Origin of the sequence: Nocardia mexicana NBRC 108244 (assembly GCF_001613165.1) — a bacterium.
GTDB classification, from domain to species: Bacteria; Actinomycetota; Actinomycetes; order Mycobacteriales; family Mycobacteriaceae; genus Nocardia; species Nocardia mexicana.
Map to the genome: position 1 here is coordinate 89,158 of NZ_BDBV01000046.1, position 18,425 is coordinate 107,582.

Below are 18,425 nucleotides of genomic sequence, written 5' to 3' on the forward strand. Positions count from 1 at the left end.
AACCCCTCGGGTCTTGCTCGTGTTCTGGACACATTCACTGTCGGCGCTGCGGACCCGCGCCGACAGCGCCCCCAGTGCTGCGACCGTCCACCCCGGGGGTGGGTAATTTCCACCCTTGGTGGCGGGTGAGATCGTTACGGACGCAGCAGCATCCTCGTGGCAACCATGTGTCGAGGGGGCTGTCAGCGGTCGTCGGGGGCGATTTCGCCGGAGCCGCGCACCAGCAGACGGGTGGGGATCACCTCGTGCCGGGGCCGGGAGCTATCGCCGTCCAGGCGGGTGAACAAGATTTCCGCCGCGGTGTGGCCGATGGCGCCGGGATCCTGGGCGACGGCGGTGAGGGCGGGGTGCAGCAGTTCGGCGAGGGGGAGATCATCGAACCCGATGAGCGCGATCTCGTTGTGCAGGCCGCGTTTCTGAATGGCCCGCAGGGCGCCGAGGGTGATCATGTTCTGGGCGCTGAACAGCGCGGTGGGGCGACCGGGGCCCGACAGCAGCGCCTCGGCGGCGGCCTCGGCGGCCGCGGGGGAGTGCAGGTCGGTTCGGACGAGCGCGGGGTCGAGGGTGACTCCGGTGCGGGCCAGCCCCTCGACGTAACCCGCGTAGCGTTCGGCCGCCGTCCAGATCGACTGCAGGTCACCGAGATAGGCGATGCGGCGATGGCCGTGGGCGGCGAGGTGTTCGACGGCCCGGCGGGCGCCGTCGCGGTTGTCGGCGGTGACGCTGTCGATACCGGCGACGGCCGGGCCGCGGTCGACGAACACGATGGGGGTGCCGCGCTGCTGCTCGCGCAGCAGCAGGCCGTGGTCGGTGCCGACCGGCATCACGATCAGCCCGTCGACCCGGCGGGACAGCAGCGCGTCGAGCACCTCGCGCTGCCGGACCGGATCCTCGTCGGTGCTCACCGCGAACACCAGGGTGCCGCGGCCGTGGGCGAAATCCTCGACCGCGCGGTGCAGGGCCGAGGCGTACGGGTTGGCGACATCCATCAGCAGCAGCCCGATCGCGGCCGTCTTCTGCCCGTGCCCGCGCAACGTGCTGGCGGCCAGATTGTGCCGGTAGTCGAGCATCGCGGCGGCGTCGGCGACCCGGGCGGTCAATTCCGGCGAAACCCCACCCTCGCCACGCACCACCCGCGACACTGTCTTGATGCTGACCCCGGCCAGCGCGGCAACCTCGCGCATGGTGGCACCGCGGCGCGGCGCACCCGGGTCCGACAACGCTGACATCACAACCATTTTCGCCTTACGCCCCGCAAACGCCCTCTCGCCGAACATCTTAGAACGATTCTCTGGACGTGAGCTGGATCACGATCTATCGTCGTGACAACGTTGTCATACGTAGTACCGCAGGAGCACATCGATGTCCTCACGTGCCGTCCGCATCGCCTTCGCCGCTCTCTCCGCCGCGTCCCTCGCCTTCGCCGCCACCGCCTGCGGCAACGGCGCGGGCGACGGCAAGATCACGGTCGGGCTGATCACCAAGACCGACACCAACCCGTTCTTCGTCAAGATGAAGGAGGGCGCGCAGCAGGAGGCCGACGCGGCGGGGGTCAAATTGCTCACGGCCGCAGGCAAATTCGACGGCGATAATGCCAGCCAGGTGACCGCGATCGAGAATATGGTCGCCGCGGGCGCACAGGGCATTCTCATCGCCGCCAGCGATACCAAGGCGATCGTCCCGGCCATCGAGAAGGCCCGCGCCAAGGATGTCGAGGTGATCGCGCTGGACACCCCGACCGATCCGCAGAGCGCGGTCGATGCCCTGTTCGCCACCAACAACTTCACCGCCGGGCAGCTGATCGGCAAGTACGCCAAGGCGGTACAGGGCGACAGGCCCGCCAAGATCGCGATGATCGACCTGAATCCGGGCGTCACCGTAGGTGTGTTGCGGCACAACGGTTTTCTGTCCGGCTTCGGCGCGGCGCAGGCCACCGAGGAGATGCGGCAGGACGTGAGCGCGCCGAACGTGGTGTGCGCCCAGCCCGCCCAGGGCGACCAGTCCAAGGCGCAGACGGCGATGGAGACCTGCCTGCAGAAGGATCCGGATATCAACGTCGTCTACACCATCAACGAGCCCTCCGCGCTGGGCGCCTACACCGCGCTGAAGACGGCGGGCAGGGAGAACAACGCGCTGATCGTGTCGGTCGACGGCGGATGCAGCGGGGTGCAGGCGGTCAAGGACGGCAAGATCGCGGCCACCTCCCAGCAGTACCCGCTGAAGATGGCCAGCGAGGGTGTGAAGGCGGTGGTCGATCACGCCAAGAACGGCAAGAAGTCCGAGGGGTACACCGATACCGGCGTCACCCTGGTCACCGCGAAACCGCAAGGGGGAGTGGACTCCAAGGATGTGCAGTACGGGCTGGACAACTGCTGGGGGTGAAATCGCATGACGACTACGTCCTCGACATCGACTCCGACACAGTCGATGTCGGCACTGACGCGGATCGTATCGCTGCCCAGTTTCGGGCCGATCGTGGCGATCGTCATCGCCGTGGTGTTCTTCGCCTCGCAGTCCGATCGTTTCCTCACCGGCGGCAACTTCTCGCTGATCGTGCAGCAGGTGATGGTGGTCGGGACGCTGGCGATCGGCCAGACGCTGATCATCCTGACCGCCGGAATCGACCTGTCCAACGGGGCGGTGATGGCACTGGGCAATATCGTGATCACCAAACTGGCGGTCGATTCGGGGATGCCGCCGCTGTTGGCGATCGCGCTCGGGCTGGCGCTGACGGCCGGATTCGGTTTGCTGAACGGCTCTTTGGTGAGTTTCCTGCGGCTGCCGCCGTTCATCGTCACCCTCGGCATGTACGGCATCGCGTTCGCGCTCACCCACATCTACTCGCAGGAGCAGACGATCTCGGGGCTGCCGGATGCCCTGACGTACCTGGGTAAGACCTTCCCCGTGGGCGATACCGACATCACCTACGGCTCGGTCGCGATGCTGATCCTGTTCGCCGTCGCCTGGTATGTGCTGCGCCAGACCGCGGCGGGCCGTCACATCTACGCCGTCGGCAACAATCCGGAGGCCGCGCGGCTGACCGGAATCGACACGCGCCGTGTACTTCTGGGCGTCTACACCGCGGCGGGCCTGATCTACGGACTGGCGGCGCTGCTGCTGGTGGCGCGCACCGGCGTCGGCGACCCCAATACCGGGCAGACCGACAATCTCGACTCGATCACCGCGGTGGTGCTGGGCGGCACCAGCCTGTTCGGCGGGCGCGGCAGCGTGATCGGCACGCTGCTGGGCGCCATGATCGTCGGCATCATCCGAAACGGCTTGCAGCTCATGGGTGTTGCGTCGATCTACCAGACCCTGATCACCGGCGTGCTGGTGATCGCGGCGGTGGCCATCGACCAGTTCAACCGCGGGAGGCAGCGATGAGCGAGCCGGTGCTGCAGGCCAAGGGTCTGGTGAAGCGGTACGGCCACGTCACCGCCCTGGACGGCGCCGATTTCGACCTGTACCCCAACGAGATCCTGGCGGTGATCGGCGATAACGGCGCGGGGAAGTCGACGCTGATCAAGGCGCTGTCGGGCGCGCTCATCCCGGACGCGGGCGAGATCTACCTCGACGGCGCCCGGGTGCGCTTCCGCCGCCCGATCGACGCGCGCCGCGCGGGTATCGAAACCGTATACCAGGATCTGGCCGTCGCCCCGGCCCTCGATATCGCCGACAATCTGTTCCTCGGCCGGGAGGTGCGCCGCCGCGGCCTGCTCGGCTCGGTGTTCCGGATGGTCGACAAGGACCGGATGCTGCGGGAATCCCAGGAGCACATGTCGAATCTGAAGATCGGCATCCGGTCGATGAAGCAGGCCGTCGAGACGCTGTCGGGCGGGCAGCGGCAGGGTGTGGCGGTGGCGCGCAGCGCGGCCTTCGCCCGGCACGTGGTGATCATGGACGAGCCGACCGCGGCCCTCGGCGTCAAGGAAACCGGCATGGTGCTGGACCTCATCCGCCAGGTCCGCGACCGCGGCCTCGCGGTGATCGTGATCAGCCACAACATGCCCAACGTGTTCGACATCGCCGACCGCGTCCACATCCAGCGCCTCGGCCGCCGGGTAGCGGTGATCCGCCCCCACGAATTCACCATGTCCGACGCCGTGGCGATCATGACCGGCGCGATGGCCGGGGAAGAGGTAGACGACCACCGCGTCGGCAACTGAGTTGTTCGAGTTGCTACGTCATCGGCTGAGTTCGTCGAGCGCGTCGAGGATCAATCGCCGAGCGTCCCGGCCGTAGACAGCCGACTGTTTCAGCTCCTCGAACATGCGCGCATACAGGTGGCATTCTGCCGGTTGTGTGACCTGGATGGTCGCTGAGGGCGTCTCCAGTGCCACGAGGTCATCGTCGAAGATCCAGAACCCCGCCGAGGCCACGGCCTTGCGCTCGGTCATCAACGGGATGATGCCGATCGAGATGTTCGGCAGCGCCATCACCTCCAGCAGGCGACCCAACTGGCCAGCTTGTACATCGGCGCTGCCGAACCAGGTCCGCAATGCCTGTTCCTCCAGCAGGACCACGAAGCGTTTGCCGCCCCGCTGCAGGATGCGCTGCCGCTTCATCCGGACCGCGACCGCGTCTTCGATGTCGTTGGGCGTGCCGAGGAACCGTATCCAGAACGACAGCATGGCCGTGGAGTATTCGGCCGTCTGGAACAGCCCGGGGATGACGTTGTGCTCGTAGATCCGGAATACCCGGGTCTGTTCGTACTTCTTGAGCGTGTGGGCGCCGAGGACCCGTTTCATGCCCGCGCGGCTCTGCCGCCGGAACTCCACGTACGCTTCGTCGACGGTGCGCAAGGTGGCAACGAGATCGGGTATTTGATCTTCGGCATTGCAGGCGAGGCACCATTGCTGGATGTCACGGTCGGTGGGCGCCTGGATGCCGTTCTCGATCTTCGACACTCGTGCGAAGTGCCACTCATTGGCCGCGCCGAGTTCACGCACGGTGAGGCCGGCCGCATGGCGCAACTCGCGGAGACGGTTGCCGAGCGCACGCCGGGCCTCGTGTGCGGCGCTAGACGGGCTGGTATTCACGGTGCGGTATCGCCAGCTGCCATATCGACTCGAATGCCGTGCGGCACAACCGGATGTCGTGAGGGTCGGTCGAGGTGGTCTTGTTGACGGCGAGTCCGTCACCGGCGTAGTGCAGGAAGATCACGAGCCGATCGTCGAGCAGATAGAAGTCGTTGCCCGGGATCCCGATCGACGACACGAGCCGCCGGGGAACCCAGCGAATGTCCTCGCCCGCACCGACCATCGGGTGAGCGACGCTGTACGACCACCGCTGATAGTCGCTCAGAGGTTCGGAAACGACGCGTGCCCGCCGCACCGCCCGCCCGGCGGCCACATGCTTGCGCACCGTGGCGCACCAGCTCTGCAACCATTCGAGATCGTCTGGCTCACCATCGGCCCACTTCTGCATGTACGGCAGCTCGACCGCGGTACCGTATGCATCCCGCGTCTCGAGGTGGACCGCTGCTGTATCGAATTCGGTTAGCAGACGGTCGAATTCGCCATCACTGATCGAAGTCACTATCTCCCTGCCCGAAGAACGGAACCAGCCTGTCGGGGATCTCGACGCACGATTCTCCATCCGGGATGCCCATCTGCGCCAGCGCCTCTGGGTCGGTGAAGACCCACCCCTGGATGACCCAGGACTCCCGATCGGTGCGGTAGAGCGTCGGCGAGCCCGAAGGATTCGAGCCCGGATCCTTGGCAATGAACGTTAGACGCATGGTCGGCCCCTACGTAGTTCGTTGCGAAATGTTGCGCTTCTGGATTCCATATTCACCGCAGTATCTACACCTAGTCAAGAGTGAATCCAACACCAATACACAGCTGTACCTGTATTTTTGAGTCACTAGTTCAGTTTCTAGAAACATTTCGCAACATCCTTTCGGTCCCGTGCATCCCACACGTAGCGTTCGAAACGGCGGCTGGCTCCGGCGGCGGGTTGGTCCACCACAGTCGCGCGGATCCGCTAGCGGCGGTCCCGGGATCGGCCTGCCATCCATCGACGGGCGTCACCGGTAGAGCAACAGATCGAGGGGACGGACGATGAGGGTGCATCCGACTGCATTGGCGTGGATCGACCTTGCTGTCAGCTCGTGGTCAGAGCTGGAGAATGTCAGAATCCGAAGGCTCGCACGACAGCTCGGTATCGCCTCTACTGGCCCCGTCCGTCTGTGCTGCCTCTGGTCGACCAGGTTCGTGCCGCGGATGTGGATGCGGTGATCGCACCGTCGCCAAGCCATTTCGACGTGATCCAACTGCACGCGCTGATGTGCATCGTGGACATTGAAACCGCCCAACCACGAATGAGTTTCACTCGCTGGACCACGTCCCCTTCCCTCTCTGGAGAGGCATGAGCACGGCGATGTGGTCGACACTCCTGGGTCTTGTCGTGATCCTCGGCGGTGCTGTGTACCTGCTGCTGAGCTTCGACGACGAAGACGTATGGGAGCCGGGCGAGGACTCTACACGGGTGGTCGAGGTCGTCGGGTGGCACCACGGACCGCCGCCGGAGCCCTTCACAGTGAAGGCTGCGCACCAGGTCATGCGTCAGCACAAGACGTGCCGCCGCCAGGACTGCGCACGGAAGCGCGCGGCCTGGGAGAGATTGGTCGAGGTCCGCCACGTCACGCCGGACTCCGGTCGGACGCAATAGGGATGGAGTCGTGGCCGGGGAGGAGGTCGACGACTACCGGACCGGCAGCTGAGGTGCGGAAATCGAATTACGGGGATGAAAACGCCTGCGGGGCAATGAATTCGGCCCTGCAGCGGTGCTGCCGGATGAATCGGAGAGCGGATGACGGGATTCGAACCCGCGACCCTCACCTTGGCAAGGTGATGCGCTACCAGCTGCGCTACATCCGCATTTCGCACTCGGCGACGAGGGAAAGAATAGTCGATCGGCGAGGGCAACGACGAATCCCCACGTCAGCGGTGGTGTGTGGGTCCCGTGAGTCGGGGCCGGGCCGCTTCGTCATTCCGGCGCGTTCTCGGCCGGGATCGAACCCGGCGGGCTCGGAGTGTTCCCCCGCACCCTCGAGTAGCTGCAAGTATGCTGCTTGCGTTCGTCGTGCGCGTCATTCGTGGGTTTCATGTTCCGGTTCCGTCAGCACACGGTCGCTGCGGAACGACCTAGGAGGATGTGTTGACCGCTGTATCTCCGAAGCCGGAGCGCGAGCTCGAGGCCGTGCGGCCCTATCCGCCGCGGGGCCGGTCGAAGGGGTCGTTTCTGTATCAGGCCCTGACGACGACCGATCCCAAGATGCTCGGCCAGATGTATCTGTTCACCGCCATGTCGTTCTTTCTCATCGGCGGTCTGATGGCGCTGCTGATGCGCGGCGAACTGGCGCGGCCGGGTCTGCAATTCCTGTCGACGGAGCAGTTCAATCAGCTGTTCACCATGCACGGCACGATCATGCTGCTGTTCTACGCGACGGCGATCGTGTTCGCGTTCGCGAATATCGTGCTGCCGCTGCAGATCGGTGCGCCCGACGTCGCGTTCCCGCGTCTGAACGCGTTCAGCTACTGGCTGTATCTGTTCGGCGCGACCATGGCCACGGCGGGTTTCATCACCCCCGGCGGCGCCGCCGATTTCGGCTGGACGGCGTATTCGCCGCTGTCGGATATCGTGCACGCGCCCGGCGTCGGCGCCGACCTGTGGATCATGGGCCTGGCCGTCTCGGGCCTGGGCACGATTCTCGGCGGCGTCAACATGATCACAACGGTGGTCTGCCTGCGCGCGCCGGGTATGACGCCGTTCCGGCTGCCGATCTTCACCTGGACGATCGTGATTACCAGCGTGCTCATCCTGGTCGCCTTCCCGGTGCTCACCGCGGCGCTGATGGGGTTGTTCTACGACCGGCAGCTGGGCGGCCACATCTACGACCCGGCCAATGGCGGCAGCCTGCTCTACCAGCATCTGTTCTGGTATTTCGGCCATCCCGAGGTGTACATCATCGCGTTGCCTTTCTTCGGCATCGTGTCGGAGATCTTCCCGGTCTTCAGCCGCAAACCGGTCTTCGGCTACACCGCGCTGGTGTACGCGACCTTCGCGATCGCGGCATTGTCGATCGCGGTATGGGCGCACCATATGTACGCCACCGGTGCGGTGCTGCTGCCGTTCTTCTCGTTCATGACGTTCCTGATCGCGGTCCCCACGGGCGTGAAGTTCTTCAACTGGATCGGGACCATGTGGAAGGGGCAGTTGACGTTCGAATCACCGATGTTGTTCTCGGTCGGATTCATCGTCACGTTCCTGTTCGGTGGCCTGTCGGGTGTCATCCTGGCCAGCCCGCCGCTGGACTTCCACGTCTCCGACTCCTACTTCGTGGTCGCGCACTTCCACTACGTGCTGTTCGGCACCATCGCCTTCGCGACCTACGCGGGCATCTACTTCTGGTTCCCGAAGATGACCGGCCGCATGCTCGACGAGCGTCTCGGAAAATGGCACTTCTGGACCACGTTCATCGGTTTCCACACCACCTTCCTGGTGCAGCACTGGGTGGGTGCCGAAGGTATGCCGCGCCGCTACGCCGACTACCTGCCGTCCGACGGGTTCACGATGCTGAACACGATCTCCACCATCGGTGCCTTCATCCTCGGCGGTTCGGTGCTGCCGTTCGTGTGGAACGTCTTCAAGAGCTACCGCTACGGCGAGGTGGTGACGGTGGACGATCCGTGGGGCTACGGCAACTCCCTGGAGTGGGCGACCACCTGCCCGCCGCCGCGGCACAACTTCTACGAGTTGCCGCGGATCCGGTCGGAGCGTCCGGCGTTCGAACTGCACTACCCGCACATGGTCGATCGGATGCGGGAAGAGGCGCATGTCGGATTCGGAGGCAACTCGCACGCTCGAGTTACCGAACATACGCCCGTGCGGAAGTAAGATTCCCGCTCGGACCGGTGCCGGGCTCCTGTTGGCTCGCGCTAGTTCGTGCCCTCGAGGCGACCAAGGCTCTGTGCCCTACCGGGGCACAGAGTCTGTCGCTTCGGCAGGCCGGTCCGCCGCCCCGAGCCCGACCAGCCGCGCCAGCCGCCGATGCGACTCCATCCGGGCCGCACGGTCGAAGGTGCTGGTGTGTACCAGGATCTCGTCCGCGCCGGTGCGACCGATGAGCCGCTCGAGGCCGTCGGCGACGGTGTCCTCGGTGCCTGCCAGGTGTCCCCGCATCGACTCGTCGAAGATGCGCCGCTCCCGCTCGGTCATCGCCCCGGGATCGATGCTGTCCGGCGGCATCAGCACCGGGAACTCGCCGCGGGTGCGCGAGTACGCGGCCGACCACGCCTCGGGCATCAGCAGCCGCCGCGCCTCCTCGGCGGTATCGGCGACGACGACCGATCCGGAGACGATCACGTAGGGCGCCACGCCCCACGCGGTAGGCCGGAAATCGTTGCGGTACTGCTCGATCGAGCGCACCATCGCCTCCTCGCCGTGCGCGGCGGCGATCACCAGGGGCAGGCCGAATCGCGCGGCCCGATCCGCGCCGGATCCGATGGCCAGCAGGTATGCCGGGACCCGGAGCCCCTCTGCGGGCCAGCCGTGCACGCCGTCGCGCCCCGTGGCGAAGTAGTCCAGCAACTCGGTGAGCTGGGCGTCGAAATCCTCGGCGTCGTCCTTGTCGTGCCCGAGCGCGCGGCGCACCCCGCCGGTGAATCCGACCGACCGGCCCAGCCCCATATCGATCCGCCCGGGATACAGCGACTCCAGCACCCCGAACTGCTCGGCGACGACCAGCGGCTGGTGGTTGGGCAGCATCACCCCGCCGGTCCCCACCCGGATCCGGTCGGTCGCGGCGGCGACGGCGGCCGCCAGCACGGTCGGCGCGGACCCGGCCACGCCCGGCACGCTGTGATGCTCCGATACCCAGAACCGGTGGTAGCCCCACCGCTCGGCCAGCTGTCCGAACTCGACGGTGTCCCGCAGCGCCGCCGGATGGCTCTGCCCCTGCCGGACACGGGAGCGGTCCAGGATCGAGAACCGGACCGAGTGCAACGACGTCATACCCCTGACAACGCTCCCGGCCGCCGCTGATTCCAGGCGGTCAGGCCGGAGCGAGCTCGTTGCGCATTTCGGCGATCGTCACCTGCAGGATGTCGAACTGAACCGTGTACAGGCGCGTCGGAATCCGCTGCCACGTCTCGTCGCGCACACCGACGATCTCGCCGACCGTGCCGGCGGCTATCGCGGCCAAGGGGGCGATGTCGTGGTTCTTGGTCAATTTGACCCTGTCGCCGACTTTCATGGCACCTCCGTCGGCGGGCCCGCGCCGAGGCAGGCCGCGATCTGGCGGACGCCGTCGGTCTCGCTGCCCGCACAATGTCGGATTCTCTCTTCAGTGTCGCATCGAATTTCGCCGGGTACACGCGGAACCGGCGATCACGCGGCCGTCCCGAGAGGTGATAGATCAACGGACCCCACGGGGCGAAATTGTCATGGGTTCCAGATGGGGTGACCTCGGCTCATCCGGCCGACGGCGCGACGAACATGTAGCTCTTCTCCTCCTCGCGGCGGGCGATGCGCCACGAGCCGTCGACGCGGGCGAAGGTGTCGAGATACCAGAGGCCGCACAGCATCAGGCGCTGCCCGCCGTCGCCGTCCGGGGTGAGCATCGGGTTGTGGCACATGGTGCGGCCGGTGGCGGTGTCGCCGTCGACCGTGATCGAGGAGTTGCTGATGAGATGCTGGAAGGCGAGGAAGTTCGGCATCACCTGGGCGAGGAACTGCTTGATCTCCGGCAGGCCGCCCTTCGGCCCGCCCATCGTCGTGTAGTCGATGAAGGCGTCGGGGGTGAAGATCTCGTCGAGCGCATCCCACCGCTGCGTGTCGACGGCGTGCGAATAGCGGACCATGAGGTCCTCGATCTCCAGCCGATCCGAAATTTCCTGTAGCGACAACACGACTGCCTCCTCACGACGGATGATCGCCCCCATGTCACCAGGATTCGCGGTGCGCCGGAGGAGGAACGGCCGAATCGGCGGGCCGCCGGTTCAGGGCATCTCGGTCAGTGTCTTCAGGGTGCAGGCCGAGGCGCAGGTCCAGACCAGGGCGCCACCCGCCAGCATCAGTCGGTAGTCGTGCAGGGGGAAGGCGGTGAATCCGAGCGCGAAGTAGAGGATCGGCGCGAGTGCGCAGTAGTACGCCCAACCCCGGTGCCGGGCGCGGGCATACCGATAGGCGAACACCGCACACGCCGCGCTGACTGCGAGGCCGGAGCCGACCGGTGCGAGATTGTGCAGCATGCCGTGCCAGCTGACCTCGGCGGGCGCGCCGTCGGGGGTGCCGAGCGGGAAGCCGTCGGCGGGATCGGTGGGAAATATGCCCGCCCAGATCAGGCTTGCGCCGTACACGCCGACGAGCGCGCTCGCCCACGCCGCGGTGCGCGTGCGGTCGAGTGCGCGACGCAAGCCGACGGCGGAGGCCAGCGCCAGGGCGCCGCAGACCACGAAGTTTCCGATCTGGATCCAGCCGTGCGCGCCGAGGCTCAGCATGCTCAGCGGATGGCGGGTGGCGTCGAAACCGTTGCGGGTCAACGCTTGTGCGACGATCAAGAGGACGAACAGCGGGCCCGCCGCTATGCCGCAGGCGAGAAGCCCACGGGTGGTTCGTGATTCGGCGGGCGTGCTCAGGGGGTTGGTGGATGTGACGGTGGACATGGCGGTGCTCCGAGGCTCGGATCTATCGGGAACGGGGCCTCGCACCTGTCGGTCGAGGTGCGAGGCGGTCGTGAAATAGTCAGGAGTACAGGGCTTTTCCGGTCTCCAGCAGGGTCTTCAGGTCGCTGAGCGTCTGATTCCAGCCGCCGCCCGCGCCCGGCAGCTGCCCATCGGTCTGGGCGGCGGTCTGCGGCGCGCCGGTCACATCGTGGGTGACGGTGAGGATCGAGATGCCCGCGCCCTCGTCCTCGATCTCGTAGGTGAGCCGGGTGAAGTCCTCGCCGAGAAACAGTGCGCGCCAGGTCTGTACGAGCCGGCGCGGCGGGTCGGCCTCGATGACCTCGCCGTCGATCACCACGTCCGGCGCGCCGTGCTCCTTCATCGCGGCACTGGCCAGTCCGCGGAACGCGCCGCCCGGGCGCAGGTCGTAGTCGACCGGTGCCTGGTAGCCGAATTTCACGGTCCATTCCGGCTGGGTGATGGCGTCCCAGATCGCCTGCGGGGTCGCCTTGATGTACACGCGGTAGACCCTGACGGTGCTGGTGGTGGTGTCGGATGTCGATGTCATGGCTTGCTGCTCCAGTTCGAATTTGAGGTCGACGAGCGCGGCGGCCGCCCGCTCGGTGTATTTGCCGATCCACCGGTCGTGGATCAGCCGGATCGGCACCGGATTGAGGAAGTGCAATTTCTCCCGGCCCGAGCGGCGCGTGACCACCAGGCCCGCGTCCTCCAGCACCCGCAGGTGCTTGGCGACGCCGAAACGGGTCATTTCCAGCTCGGACTCCAGTTCTCCCAGCGTGCGTCCGTCGCGGGCGAACAGGAGGTCGAGCAGGAATCGGCGACTCGGATCGGCGAGTGCCTTGAACGCGAGGTCGTCGTCTGCCACGTCACGACGATATGTGACCAAATGGTCACATGTCAACGATGGATCGGGGGATAGCGGGCTTGCCGTGTGCCGGGCGGCTAGCCTCTGGGCAGGCGCTCGGTACGAATCGAGAGGTGGACGGATGAAGTCGGGAATGCTCGCGATAGCGGTGTCGGCCCTGGCGTTGGCGCCGGGTGTGGCCGGTGCCGAGCCGCCCGCGGACGGGGAACGCTATGTCGCGCTGGGGAGTTCGTATGCCGCCGGTCCCGGCCTGCCGCCGGTGGTGGAGCGGGGCTGCGGGCGCTCCGGGCAGAACTATCCACACCAGGTCGCCGCGGCGACCGGGCTGGAGCTGGTCGATGTGACCTGCTCGGGCGCCACGACGGCCGACATTCTCCAACGGCCGCAACGGATTCCGAATCGGCTGCTGCCGCCGCAGATCGACGCGGTCACCGCCGACACCCGGCTCGTCACCGTGAGCATCGGCGGCAACGATCTGAACCTGGTCGGCTCGATGATCGCCGGGAGCGGTTGCCACGCCGCGGTGGGCGCGGTGCCCGGTCTGTGCGATCGTGCCTTGGCCACAACCGAACCCGGCCGCGGTGCCTTCGAGGATGTCGAGCGTTCTATCGCCGAGGTCGTCACCGCTGTGCGGGAGCGGGCTCCGCGGGCCACGGTCGCGCTGGTGCAGTACCTGCCCGTGCTGCCCGCCGACGGCACACCCTGTGCGGCGACGCCGATGAGCCCCGAACAGGCCGCCCGCGCTCGGCGCACCTACGACGGCCTGACCGTGGCCACCCGCGATGCGGCGCTGGCGACCGGGGCGCGCCTGATCGCCGTCCCCGAGGCGAACGCCCACACCGCCTGCAGTCCCGAACCGTGGACGTTCGGCTTCAACAACCCCCTTGCCGCACAAGGGGATCCGGTGTCGGCGGTCGGTAGCTCGTACCACCCCGACGCTGCCGGAACGACCGCGGTCGCCCGGCAGATCATCGCCGACCTCGCGGACTGAGTCCGGAGCGGTCCATACTCGTCCTACGTCCTACGTCCTACGTCCTACGTCCGCCGTGCCGTCGCCGAACCGGCAGTGTGCGCGTTTTCAGGCCGAATTGCCGGTGTGCTGCTGAAACCGGCCCCCGGGACACGAGCCATGGGCCCGAGGGGCGGCGCTCCGGACGGCGAGTGACAACAGGTCAGGACAGCGCGACCAGGCTGCGGTAGTCCTCGGTCCACAGGTCCTCGTCGGCGTCGGGCAGGATCAGGACCCGGTCGGGGCGCAGCGCATCGATCGCGCCCTCGTCGTGGGTGACCATGACGATCGCGCCCGGATAGGCGTCGATCGCCCCGAGTACCTCGCCGCGCGAGGCCGGGTCCAGGTTGTTGGTCGGCTCGTCCAGCAGCAGCACGTTCGCTCCCGAGTGCACCAGCCCGGCCAGCGCGAGCCGCGTCTTCTCGCCGCCCGACAGCACACCCGCCGGTTTGTCGGCGTCGTCGGTTCCGGTGAACAGAAACGCACCCAGCACCCGCCGTACCTCGAGGTCGGTCAGGTTCCCGGCGGCGACGGCCAGGTTCTCCCGGACGGTGAGCGCCGGGTCCAGGGTGTCGTGTTCCTGCGCGAAGTAGCCCAACCGCAGCCCGGGTCCGGGCACCACGCGGCCGCTGTCCGGAACCTCCTGGCCCGCAAGCACTCTCAGCAGGGTCGTCTTCCCGGCACCGTTGTGTCCGAGCACCACCAGCCGGCTGCCGCGATCCACCGCCAGGTCCACCGAATCCAGAACGCGGTGCCCGCCATAGGATTTCGCCAGGCTGATCGCGCCCAGCGGTATTCGCCCGCACGGTTGCGGTTCGGGCAGCCTGATGCGGGCCACCTTCTCCGCTCGCCGCCGCGGTTCCAGGTCGCCCAGCATGCGGTCCGCGCGCCGGGCCATATTGCGGGCCGCCACGGCCGTGGCCACCCGCGACTTCATCTTCTCCGCCTGCGCGTGCAGGGCGGCGGCCTTGCGTTCGGCGTTGGCGCGCTGCCGGATTCGCCGCCGCTCGTCGGTGTCGCGCTGGGCCAGATACCGGTCCCAGTCGGTGTTGTACACGTCCAGCGCCGCGCGCTGCGGGTCGAGATGGAATACGCGGTTGATGAACCCCGCCAGGAACGCCGAATCGTGGCTGATCACCAGCAGCCCACCCGCGAACCCGCGCAGGAAGGTGCGCAACCAGCCCACGGCGTCGGCGTCGAGATGGTTGGTCGGCTCGTCCAGCAGCAGGGTTCCGCCGTTGCCGCCGAACAGGATTCGCGCCAGTTCGGCACGCCGCCGCTGCCCGCCCGAGAGGGCGGACACCTGCTGATCGAGCGCGTGATCGGGCAGGCCGAGCCCGGCGGCGATGCGTGCGGCCTCGGCCTGGGCGGCATAGCCGCCGCCCGCCACGAAGGCGGCCTCGGCCCTTGAGTAGTCGCTCATCGCCCGCTCGAGCGCGCCCGCGTCGCGGGCCTCGGCCATCGCGGTCTCGGCCGCGCGCAGGTCGCGCACCGCGACATCCAGCCCGCGCGCGGACAGGATGCGGTCGGCGACGGTGAGCCGCGGGTCGACGTCGCGCGGGTCCTGGGCCAGCACGTCGATCGGGCCGGTGGTGGTGACGGACCCCGCGGCCGGCCGGTCCAGCCCGGCCAGGGCACGCAGCAGCGTGGTCTTCCCCGCGCCGTTACGGCCGATCAGGCCGACCCGGTCGCCGGGAGAAAGGGTGAAGGAGATGTCGGACAGCAGCACGCGGGCACCCACCCGCAGCTCGACACCGCGAACGGTGATCATGAGAATTACTCCGAGTTGTCAGAGGACAGACTTCTAGCCGGGAAACAGGTCCTCAGCTAAGAAACTCGGGGGGTAGACACGCCGACAATGATAGCGCGCGCCCGAAGGAGGCCACGTCGGCCGGGCCGTGCCCGGCCTCGACCAGGTCGTCGGCTCCGCGCAACGGCCTCCCCGGCACTGCACAGTCCGAACCGCGCCAAGGTTCCGCCCCGCCACGAGGTCGAGATCGACCGGAGCCGGTGTGTGCGGTTGTGGCGGTGACAATCCGGACTGCACAGCCGCATTTCGCGGCGCGCAAGGCCGGTGCCGAACTCTGGCCCGCCATGACGTGGAGTGGACTGGAGCCGGTCTGTGCGGTCGCGGCGGTGACAACCCGGACGGCACGACGACCATCGGCCGCGTCGGGGCCATCGGTCTGCGGTGATCGAACCGGGCGGGGGAACTGGTCGACCGGCGCCCGAGGTCAGGGGCGTCGGTGGCGGTTCGGTTAGTCGACCGGGAGGTGGCGGATGGATTCGCCGCCCTTGGTGTGGCGGAGTTTGCCGTAGCGGCTGGTGAGCAGGCGGTTCATTTCCTCGGCGGCGCCGGTGTAGGAGGCCTCGACGGAGCCTGCGCGGTGGGTGACCACGACCGGGGGCTGGCCGGCCGGACGCGCTTCCAGCACGCATTTGATGTCGTCGGACCCGCCCTTGGCCCCGTTCTGGTCGCTGAGGTGGACCTCGACGCGGGTGAGTTGGTCGGCGAAGCGTTCGAGGTGGGTGCCGATCGTCGCCTCGGCCTGCTGGACCAGGTCGGCGCTGCCGGTAATGGTGCTGTCGGTGTTGACCTGAATCTGCATGCGCGTGTCCGTTCCGATAGCCGACGAACCCGCCCTTGGGCCCGCGTGGTCGTGGACCACCGATTTCCACAGTAGCCCGGCAGTCGCCCGAAGTGATCTTGTCGCTCTCCCGCACCCCGTCTTCGTTCCCGCACCCGCTGCAGCACGTGTACGGGGTGCGAGGGCGCGCACGGGGTGCGTGAGTGTGAGTGGGACACGGAGTGCGGGAGTACGTGCGGGGTGCGGGAGCGTGTGTGGGGCACGGAGTGCGGCGGGGCGCGGGGTGTGTGCTGAGTCCGGGAGTGCGTGTGGATGCGGGGTGTGTGCTGAGTCCGGGAGTGCGTGTGGATGCGGGGGTGTGTGCGAAGTGCGGCGGTATTTGTGGGGTGCAGGGGTGTGTGGGGGAATGGGTGCTGTGGTGTGTGTGCGGTGCGGTAGCGCGGCGGGGTGCTGGGGTGTTTGTGGGGTGCGGGGAGTGCGTGTGGGGTACCGAGTGTTGTGGCTGCGGTGCGGTAGCGCGGCGGGTGCTGAAGTGCGGCGGGCGCGGAGGTGTGTGCGGAGTGCGGGAGTGCGTGTGGGGTACCGGTGCTGGAGTGTGTGCGCGGTGTGGGAGCGTTTGCGGAGTACTGGGTGTGTGAGTGTGCTCGGTGCGGGAGGCGTGTGTGGGCGTGTGAGTGTGCGAGGTGCGGGGATCAGTATGGAGGCAGTGCGGTGGTGCGGACTCTGGTGGTGAAGTCGGGGTAGGCGATGCCGTCGGTGCCGGACCAGAGTTGTTGCGCGAGGATCGGTAGTCGCTCCTGTACCGGGGCGGTGATCTGCTGCTCGGTCATGGCGGTGGGGTCGTCGCAGAAGATGTGTAGTTTCGCGCCGAGCAGGCGGGAGCGCTGGTCGGGGCGCAGTCGGGCGCCGGTGACGAAAACGGCCGGGTCCCAGGCGAAGAGGAGTTCCGGCGGGGAGTTCAGCGGCTGCGCGTAGCCGCCGGTGGCGAAGTAGGTGGGGGTGAAGGCGGCGTTCACGATCGGATGTCCCTCGTCGACCAGCTGTTCGGGGGTCCGTGCGCCGCCCGCCCAGGGCAGCAGGTTTCCGCCGGTCCAGTACTCGACCGTGATCGACGGGTCGACCGGGATGCGGGCGCTGTCGGGTATGCCGTCGTTCCAGACGCGCGCGGTCTTCCCGTAGGACCGCACGATTTCGGCCTCCCAGTTGAAGAAGTCCACGGTGAGGTCCTCGGCGGTGAATTCGGGGCCAAGGGTGGCGCGGGCGTAGTCACCGAGCTGGGGGTACCGGCCGTAGTCGCGGACGTATTCGTCGCCGCCGATGTGGAAGGAGCGCCCGGGAAACTGCGGCACGAACTCGCGCAGCAGATCCTCGACCAGCCGATACGATTCGGGCCGGGACAGATCCAGTCGGCCCTCCGCGCTCCCGGCGAGCAGGGTATCGGCGGCCGCGTCGGCCGGAGAGGTCTGCGCGGGGCGCAATTTCAGTTCGGGATGCGGTTCGAGGATCGCGTTCATATGCGCGGGGAAGTCGATCTCGGGGAGCACTTCTATACCGTATTCCGCTGCGTAGGAAACGATCTCGTCGATATCGCCGCGGCTGTAGTGCTGCGGTGAGGTGATCTCCGGATGGGTCGCACTGGCCAGCCGGAATCCGCCTACATCCGACAGATGCAGGTGCAGCAGATTCATTCGGTAGTAGGCCATCTCGCGGATCCGCTGCTTGATCCAGTCGACGGTCAGGAACTGGCGGCCGACGTCGAGCAGCAGGCCGCGCTCGGGATAGTCCGGCCGATCCTCGACTAGGCCGCGCGGCAGAGCCGCCGTCGCCCCGAACCATTGCAGCAGTGTCTGGGCGGCGTGCACGAGACCTTCGCGGGTACGGGCCGTCGCCGTGACGGTGTCGCCGATCTCGATGCGATAAGACTCCGGTTCCGCCGGACCGGAGTCGGCCAGACGCAACTCCACATCGCCTGGGCGCGATGCGGTTTCGGTGACGGCGAGGATCCGCCGTGTGGATCGGGCGATGTCGTCCGCAAGGCGGCGGGCCACGGGTTCGGCCGAGCCCTCGGCAACGAGGCGTGCCACGTCGCCGAGCTGGAAGCGGCCCTGTCCCGGCGACCACTGCTGCACCGACGGCACGGTCGCGGGCAGCGCGACGCCGGAATCCGCTCGGGCGGGTGCTACCTGAAAGAGGCTCGCGGACAACAGAATTACCGAAGCTATCAACAGTGTGCCGCGAAATTCCGCACTACCGCACCGGAATGAGCGCTGCCG

General features: G+C 67.4%; 18 protein-coding genes and 1 tRNA gene. 6 read left to right on the forward strand and 13 right to left on the reverse strand.

Annotated features, from left to right (window positions below):
* Window positions 1-182 precede the first annotated feature (182 nt).
* Window positions 183-1,229 (reverse strand): LacI family DNA-binding transcriptional regulator, encoded by a 1,047-nt coding sequence (locus tag NM1_RS19050; protein WP_068021503.1) that lies wholly within the window; start codon window positions 1,227-1,229, stop codon window positions 183-185.
* A gap of 133 nt (window positions 1,230-1,362) precedes the next feature.
* Between NM1_RS19050 and NM1_RS19055 the strand changes: the two genes are divergently transcribed.
* The 3 genes from NM1_RS19055 to NM1_RS19065 are packed head-to-tail and all read left to right on the forward strand — an operon-like array spanning window position 1,363 to window position 4,166.
* On the forward strand, window positions 1,363-2,382 hold the full coding sequence (locus tag NM1_RS19055) for a sugar ABC transporter substrate-binding protein (RefSeq protein WP_068021387.1): 1,020 nt from the start codon (window positions 1,363-1,365) through the stop codon (window positions 2,380-2,382).
* A 6-nt stretch (window positions 2,383-2,388) separates the two neighbouring features.
* Window positions 2,389-3,384 carry an ABC transporter permease gene (locus NM1_RS19060; protein ID WP_068021389.1) on the forward strand — a complete coding sequence of 332 codons (996 nt, stop codon included), beginning with the start codon at window positions 2,389-2,391 and terminating at the stop codon, window positions 3,382-3,384.
* Complete coding sequence (locus NM1_RS19065) at window positions 3,381-4,166, forward strand: ATP-binding cassette domain-containing protein (protein WP_068021391.1); 786 nt, start codon at window positions 3,381-3,383, stop codon at window positions 4,164-4,166. The genes NM1_RS19060 and NM1_RS19065 overlap by 4 nt, the downstream gene beginning before the upstream one ends.
* Window positions 4,167-4,184: 18 nt before the next feature.
* Here the strand turns inward: NM1_RS19065 and NM1_RS19070 are convergent, their stop codons facing one another.
* Genes NM1_RS19070 through NM1_RS19080 form a run of 3 tightly spaced genes read right to left on the reverse strand, consistent with a single transcriptional unit; the run spans window position 4,185 to window position 5,740 of the window.
* On the reverse strand, window positions 4,185-5,039 hold the full coding sequence (locus NM1_RS19070) for a helix-turn-helix domain-containing protein (RefSeq protein ID WP_068021394.1): 855 nt from the start codon (window positions 5,037-5,039) through the stop codon (window positions 4,185-4,187).
* Complete coding sequence (locus NM1_RS19075; RefSeq protein ID WP_342773684.1) at window positions 5,020-5,598, reverse strand: DUF6879 family protein; 579 nt, start codon at window positions 5,596-5,598, stop codon at window positions 5,020-5,022. The genes NM1_RS19070 and NM1_RS19075 overlap by 20 nt, the downstream gene beginning before the upstream one ends.
* Window positions 5,522-5,740, reverse strand: coding sequence for a hypothetical protein (locus tag NM1_RS19080; RefSeq protein WP_068021398.1), 219 nt, complete (start codon window positions 5,738-5,740; stop codon window positions 5,522-5,524). Before NM1_RS19080 ends, NM1_RS19075 begins: the two co-directional genes overlap by 77 nt.
* A gap of 629 nt (window positions 5,741-6,369) precedes the next feature.
* Between NM1_RS19080 and NM1_RS19085 the strand changes: the two genes are divergently transcribed.
* A complete protein-coding gene (locus NM1_RS19085; protein WP_068021400.1) occupies window positions 6,370-6,672 on the forward strand; it encodes a hypothetical protein in 303 nt (100 codons plus the stop codon).
* 136 nt (window positions 6,673-6,808) lie between these two features.
* Here NM1_RS19085 and NM1_RS19090 read toward each other — a convergent pair.
* Window positions 6,809-6,881 (reverse strand) — tRNA-Gly (locus NM1_RS19090).
* Between the two features lie 280 nt (window positions 6,882-7,161).
* Between NM1_RS19090 and ctaD the strand changes: the two genes are divergently transcribed.
* Window positions 7,162-8,901, forward strand: a complete 1,740-nt coding sequence (gene ctaD / locus NM1_RS19095) for an aa3-type cytochrome oxidase subunit I (RefSeq protein WP_068021504.1) — start codon at window positions 7,162-7,164, stop codon at window positions 8,899-8,901.
* Between the two features lie 78 nt (window positions 8,902-8,979).
* Here ctaD and NM1_RS19100 read toward each other — a convergent pair whose 3' ends face one another.
* The 5 genes from NM1_RS19100 to NM1_RS19120 form a co-directional block, all read right to left on the reverse strand.
* Complete coding sequence (locus NM1_RS19100; protein WP_068021402.1) at window positions 8,980-10,017, reverse strand: LLM class flavin-dependent oxidoreductase; 1,038 nt, start codon at window positions 10,015-10,017, stop codon at window positions 8,980-8,982.
* Window positions 10,018-10,057: 40 nt separating this feature from the next.
* The gene (locus tag NM1_RS19105; RefSeq protein WP_068021404.1) at window positions 10,058-10,258 is read right to left on the reverse strand and encodes a hypothetical protein; all 201 of its coding nucleotides are present in this window, start codon (window positions 10,256-10,258) and stop codon (window positions 10,058-10,060) included.
* A 217-nt stretch (window positions 10,259-10,475) separates the two neighbouring features.
* Window positions 10,476-10,913 carry a nuclear transport factor 2 family protein gene (locus NM1_RS19110; RefSeq protein WP_068021506.1) on the reverse strand — a complete coding sequence of 146 codons (438 nt, stop codon included), beginning with the start codon at window positions 10,911-10,913 and terminating at the stop codon, window positions 10,476-10,478.
* A 90-nt stretch (window positions 10,914-11,003) separates the two neighbouring features.
* On the reverse strand, window positions 11,004-11,669 hold the full coding sequence (locus NM1_RS19115) for a DUF998 domain-containing protein (RefSeq protein WP_068021406.1): 666 nt from the start codon (window positions 11,667-11,669) through the stop codon (window positions 11,004-11,006).
* Window positions 11,670-11,748: 79 nt separating this feature from the next.
* On the reverse strand, window positions 11,749-12,555 hold the full coding sequence (locus NM1_RS19120; protein ID WP_068021408.1) for an ArsR/SmtB family transcription factor: 807 nt from the start codon (window positions 12,553-12,555) through the stop codon (window positions 11,749-11,751).
* Between the two features lie 121 nt (window positions 12,556-12,676).
* Here NM1_RS19120 and NM1_RS19125 point away from each other — a divergent pair, with 121 nt between their 5' ends.
* Window positions 12,677-13,546: an SGNH/GDSL hydrolase family protein gene (locus NM1_RS19125; protein ID WP_068021410.1), complete on the forward strand. Its 870-nt coding sequence runs from the start codon at window positions 12,677-12,679 to the stop codon at window positions 13,544-13,546.
* Window positions 13,547-13,727: 181 nt separating this feature from the next.
* Here NM1_RS19125 and NM1_RS19130 read toward each other — a convergent pair whose 3' ends face one another.
* From NM1_RS19130 to NM1_RS19140, 3 genes are all read right to left on the reverse strand, one after another.
* Window positions 13,728-15,335 carry an ABC-F family ATP-binding cassette domain-containing protein gene (locus tag NM1_RS19130; RefSeq protein WP_174556890.1) on the reverse strand — a complete coding sequence of 536 codons (1,608 nt, stop codon included), beginning with the start codon at window positions 15,333-15,335 and terminating at the stop codon, window positions 13,728-13,730.
* A 487-nt stretch (window positions 15,336-15,822) separates the two neighbouring features.
* Window positions 15,823-16,173, reverse strand: coding sequence for an HPF/RaiA family ribosome-associated protein (locus NM1_RS19135; protein ID WP_068021412.1), 351 nt, complete (start codon window positions 16,171-16,173; stop codon window positions 15,823-15,825).
* Between the two features lie 671 nt (window positions 16,174-16,844).
* Window positions 16,845-18,356: a beta-N-acetylhexosaminidase gene (locus tag NM1_RS19140; protein ID WP_068021414.1), complete on the reverse strand. Its 1,512-nt coding sequence runs from the start codon at window positions 18,354-18,356 to the stop codon at window positions 16,845-16,847.
* Window positions 18,357-18,425 lie beyond the last annotated feature (69 nt).

Coding starts and splice junctions, on each gene's coding strand:
- NM1_RS19100 (WP_068021402.1), bottom strand. CDS start 10,017: ATGACGTCGTTGCACTCGGTCCGGTTCTCGATCCTGGACCGCTCCCGT.
- NM1_RS19050 (WP_068021503.1), bottom strand. CDS start 1,229: ATGTCAGCGTTGTCGGACCCGGGTGCGCCGCGCCGCGGTGCCACCATG.
- NM1_RS19105 (WP_068021404.1), bottom strand. CDS start 10,258: ATGAAAGTCGGCGACAGGGTCAAATTGACCAAGAACCACGACATCGCC.
- NM1_RS19065 (WP_068021391.1), top strand. CDS start 3,381: ATGAGCGAGCCGGTGCTGCAGGCCAAGGGTCTGGTGAAGCGGTACGGC.
- NM1_RS19115 (WP_068021406.1), bottom strand. CDS start 11,669: ATGTCCACCGTCACATCCACCAACCCCCTGAGCACGCCCGCCGAATCA.
- NM1_RS19125 (WP_068021410.1), top strand. CDS start 12,677: ATGAAGTCGGGAATGCTCGCGATAGCGGTGTCGGCCCTGGCGTTGGCG.
- NM1_RS19060 (WP_068021389.1), top strand. CDS start 2,389: ATGACGACTACGTCCTCGACATCGACTCCGACACAGTCGATGTCGGCA.
- NM1_RS19135 (WP_068021412.1), bottom strand. CDS start 16,173: ATGCAGATTCAGGTCAACACCGACAGCACCATTACCGGCAGCGCCGAC.
- NM1_RS19080 (WP_068021398.1), bottom strand. CDS start 5,740: ATGCGTCTAACGTTCATTGCCAAGGATCCGGGCTCGAATCCTTCGGGC.
- NM1_RS19055 (WP_068021387.1), top strand. CDS start 1,363: ATGTCCTCACGTGCCGTCCGCATCGCCTTCGCCGCTCTCTCCGCCGCG.
- NM1_RS19130 (WP_174556890.1), bottom strand. CDS start 15,335: ATGATCACCGTTCGCGGTGTCGAGCTGCGGGTGGGTGCCCGCGTGCTG.
- NM1_RS19075 (WP_342773684.1), bottom strand. CDS start 5,598: ATGGAGAATCGTGCGTCGAGATCCCCGACAGGCTGGTTCCGTTCTTCG.
- NM1_RS19085 (WP_068021400.1), top strand. CDS start 6,370: ATGAGCACGGCGATGTGGTCGACACTCCTGGGTCTTGTCGTGATCCTC.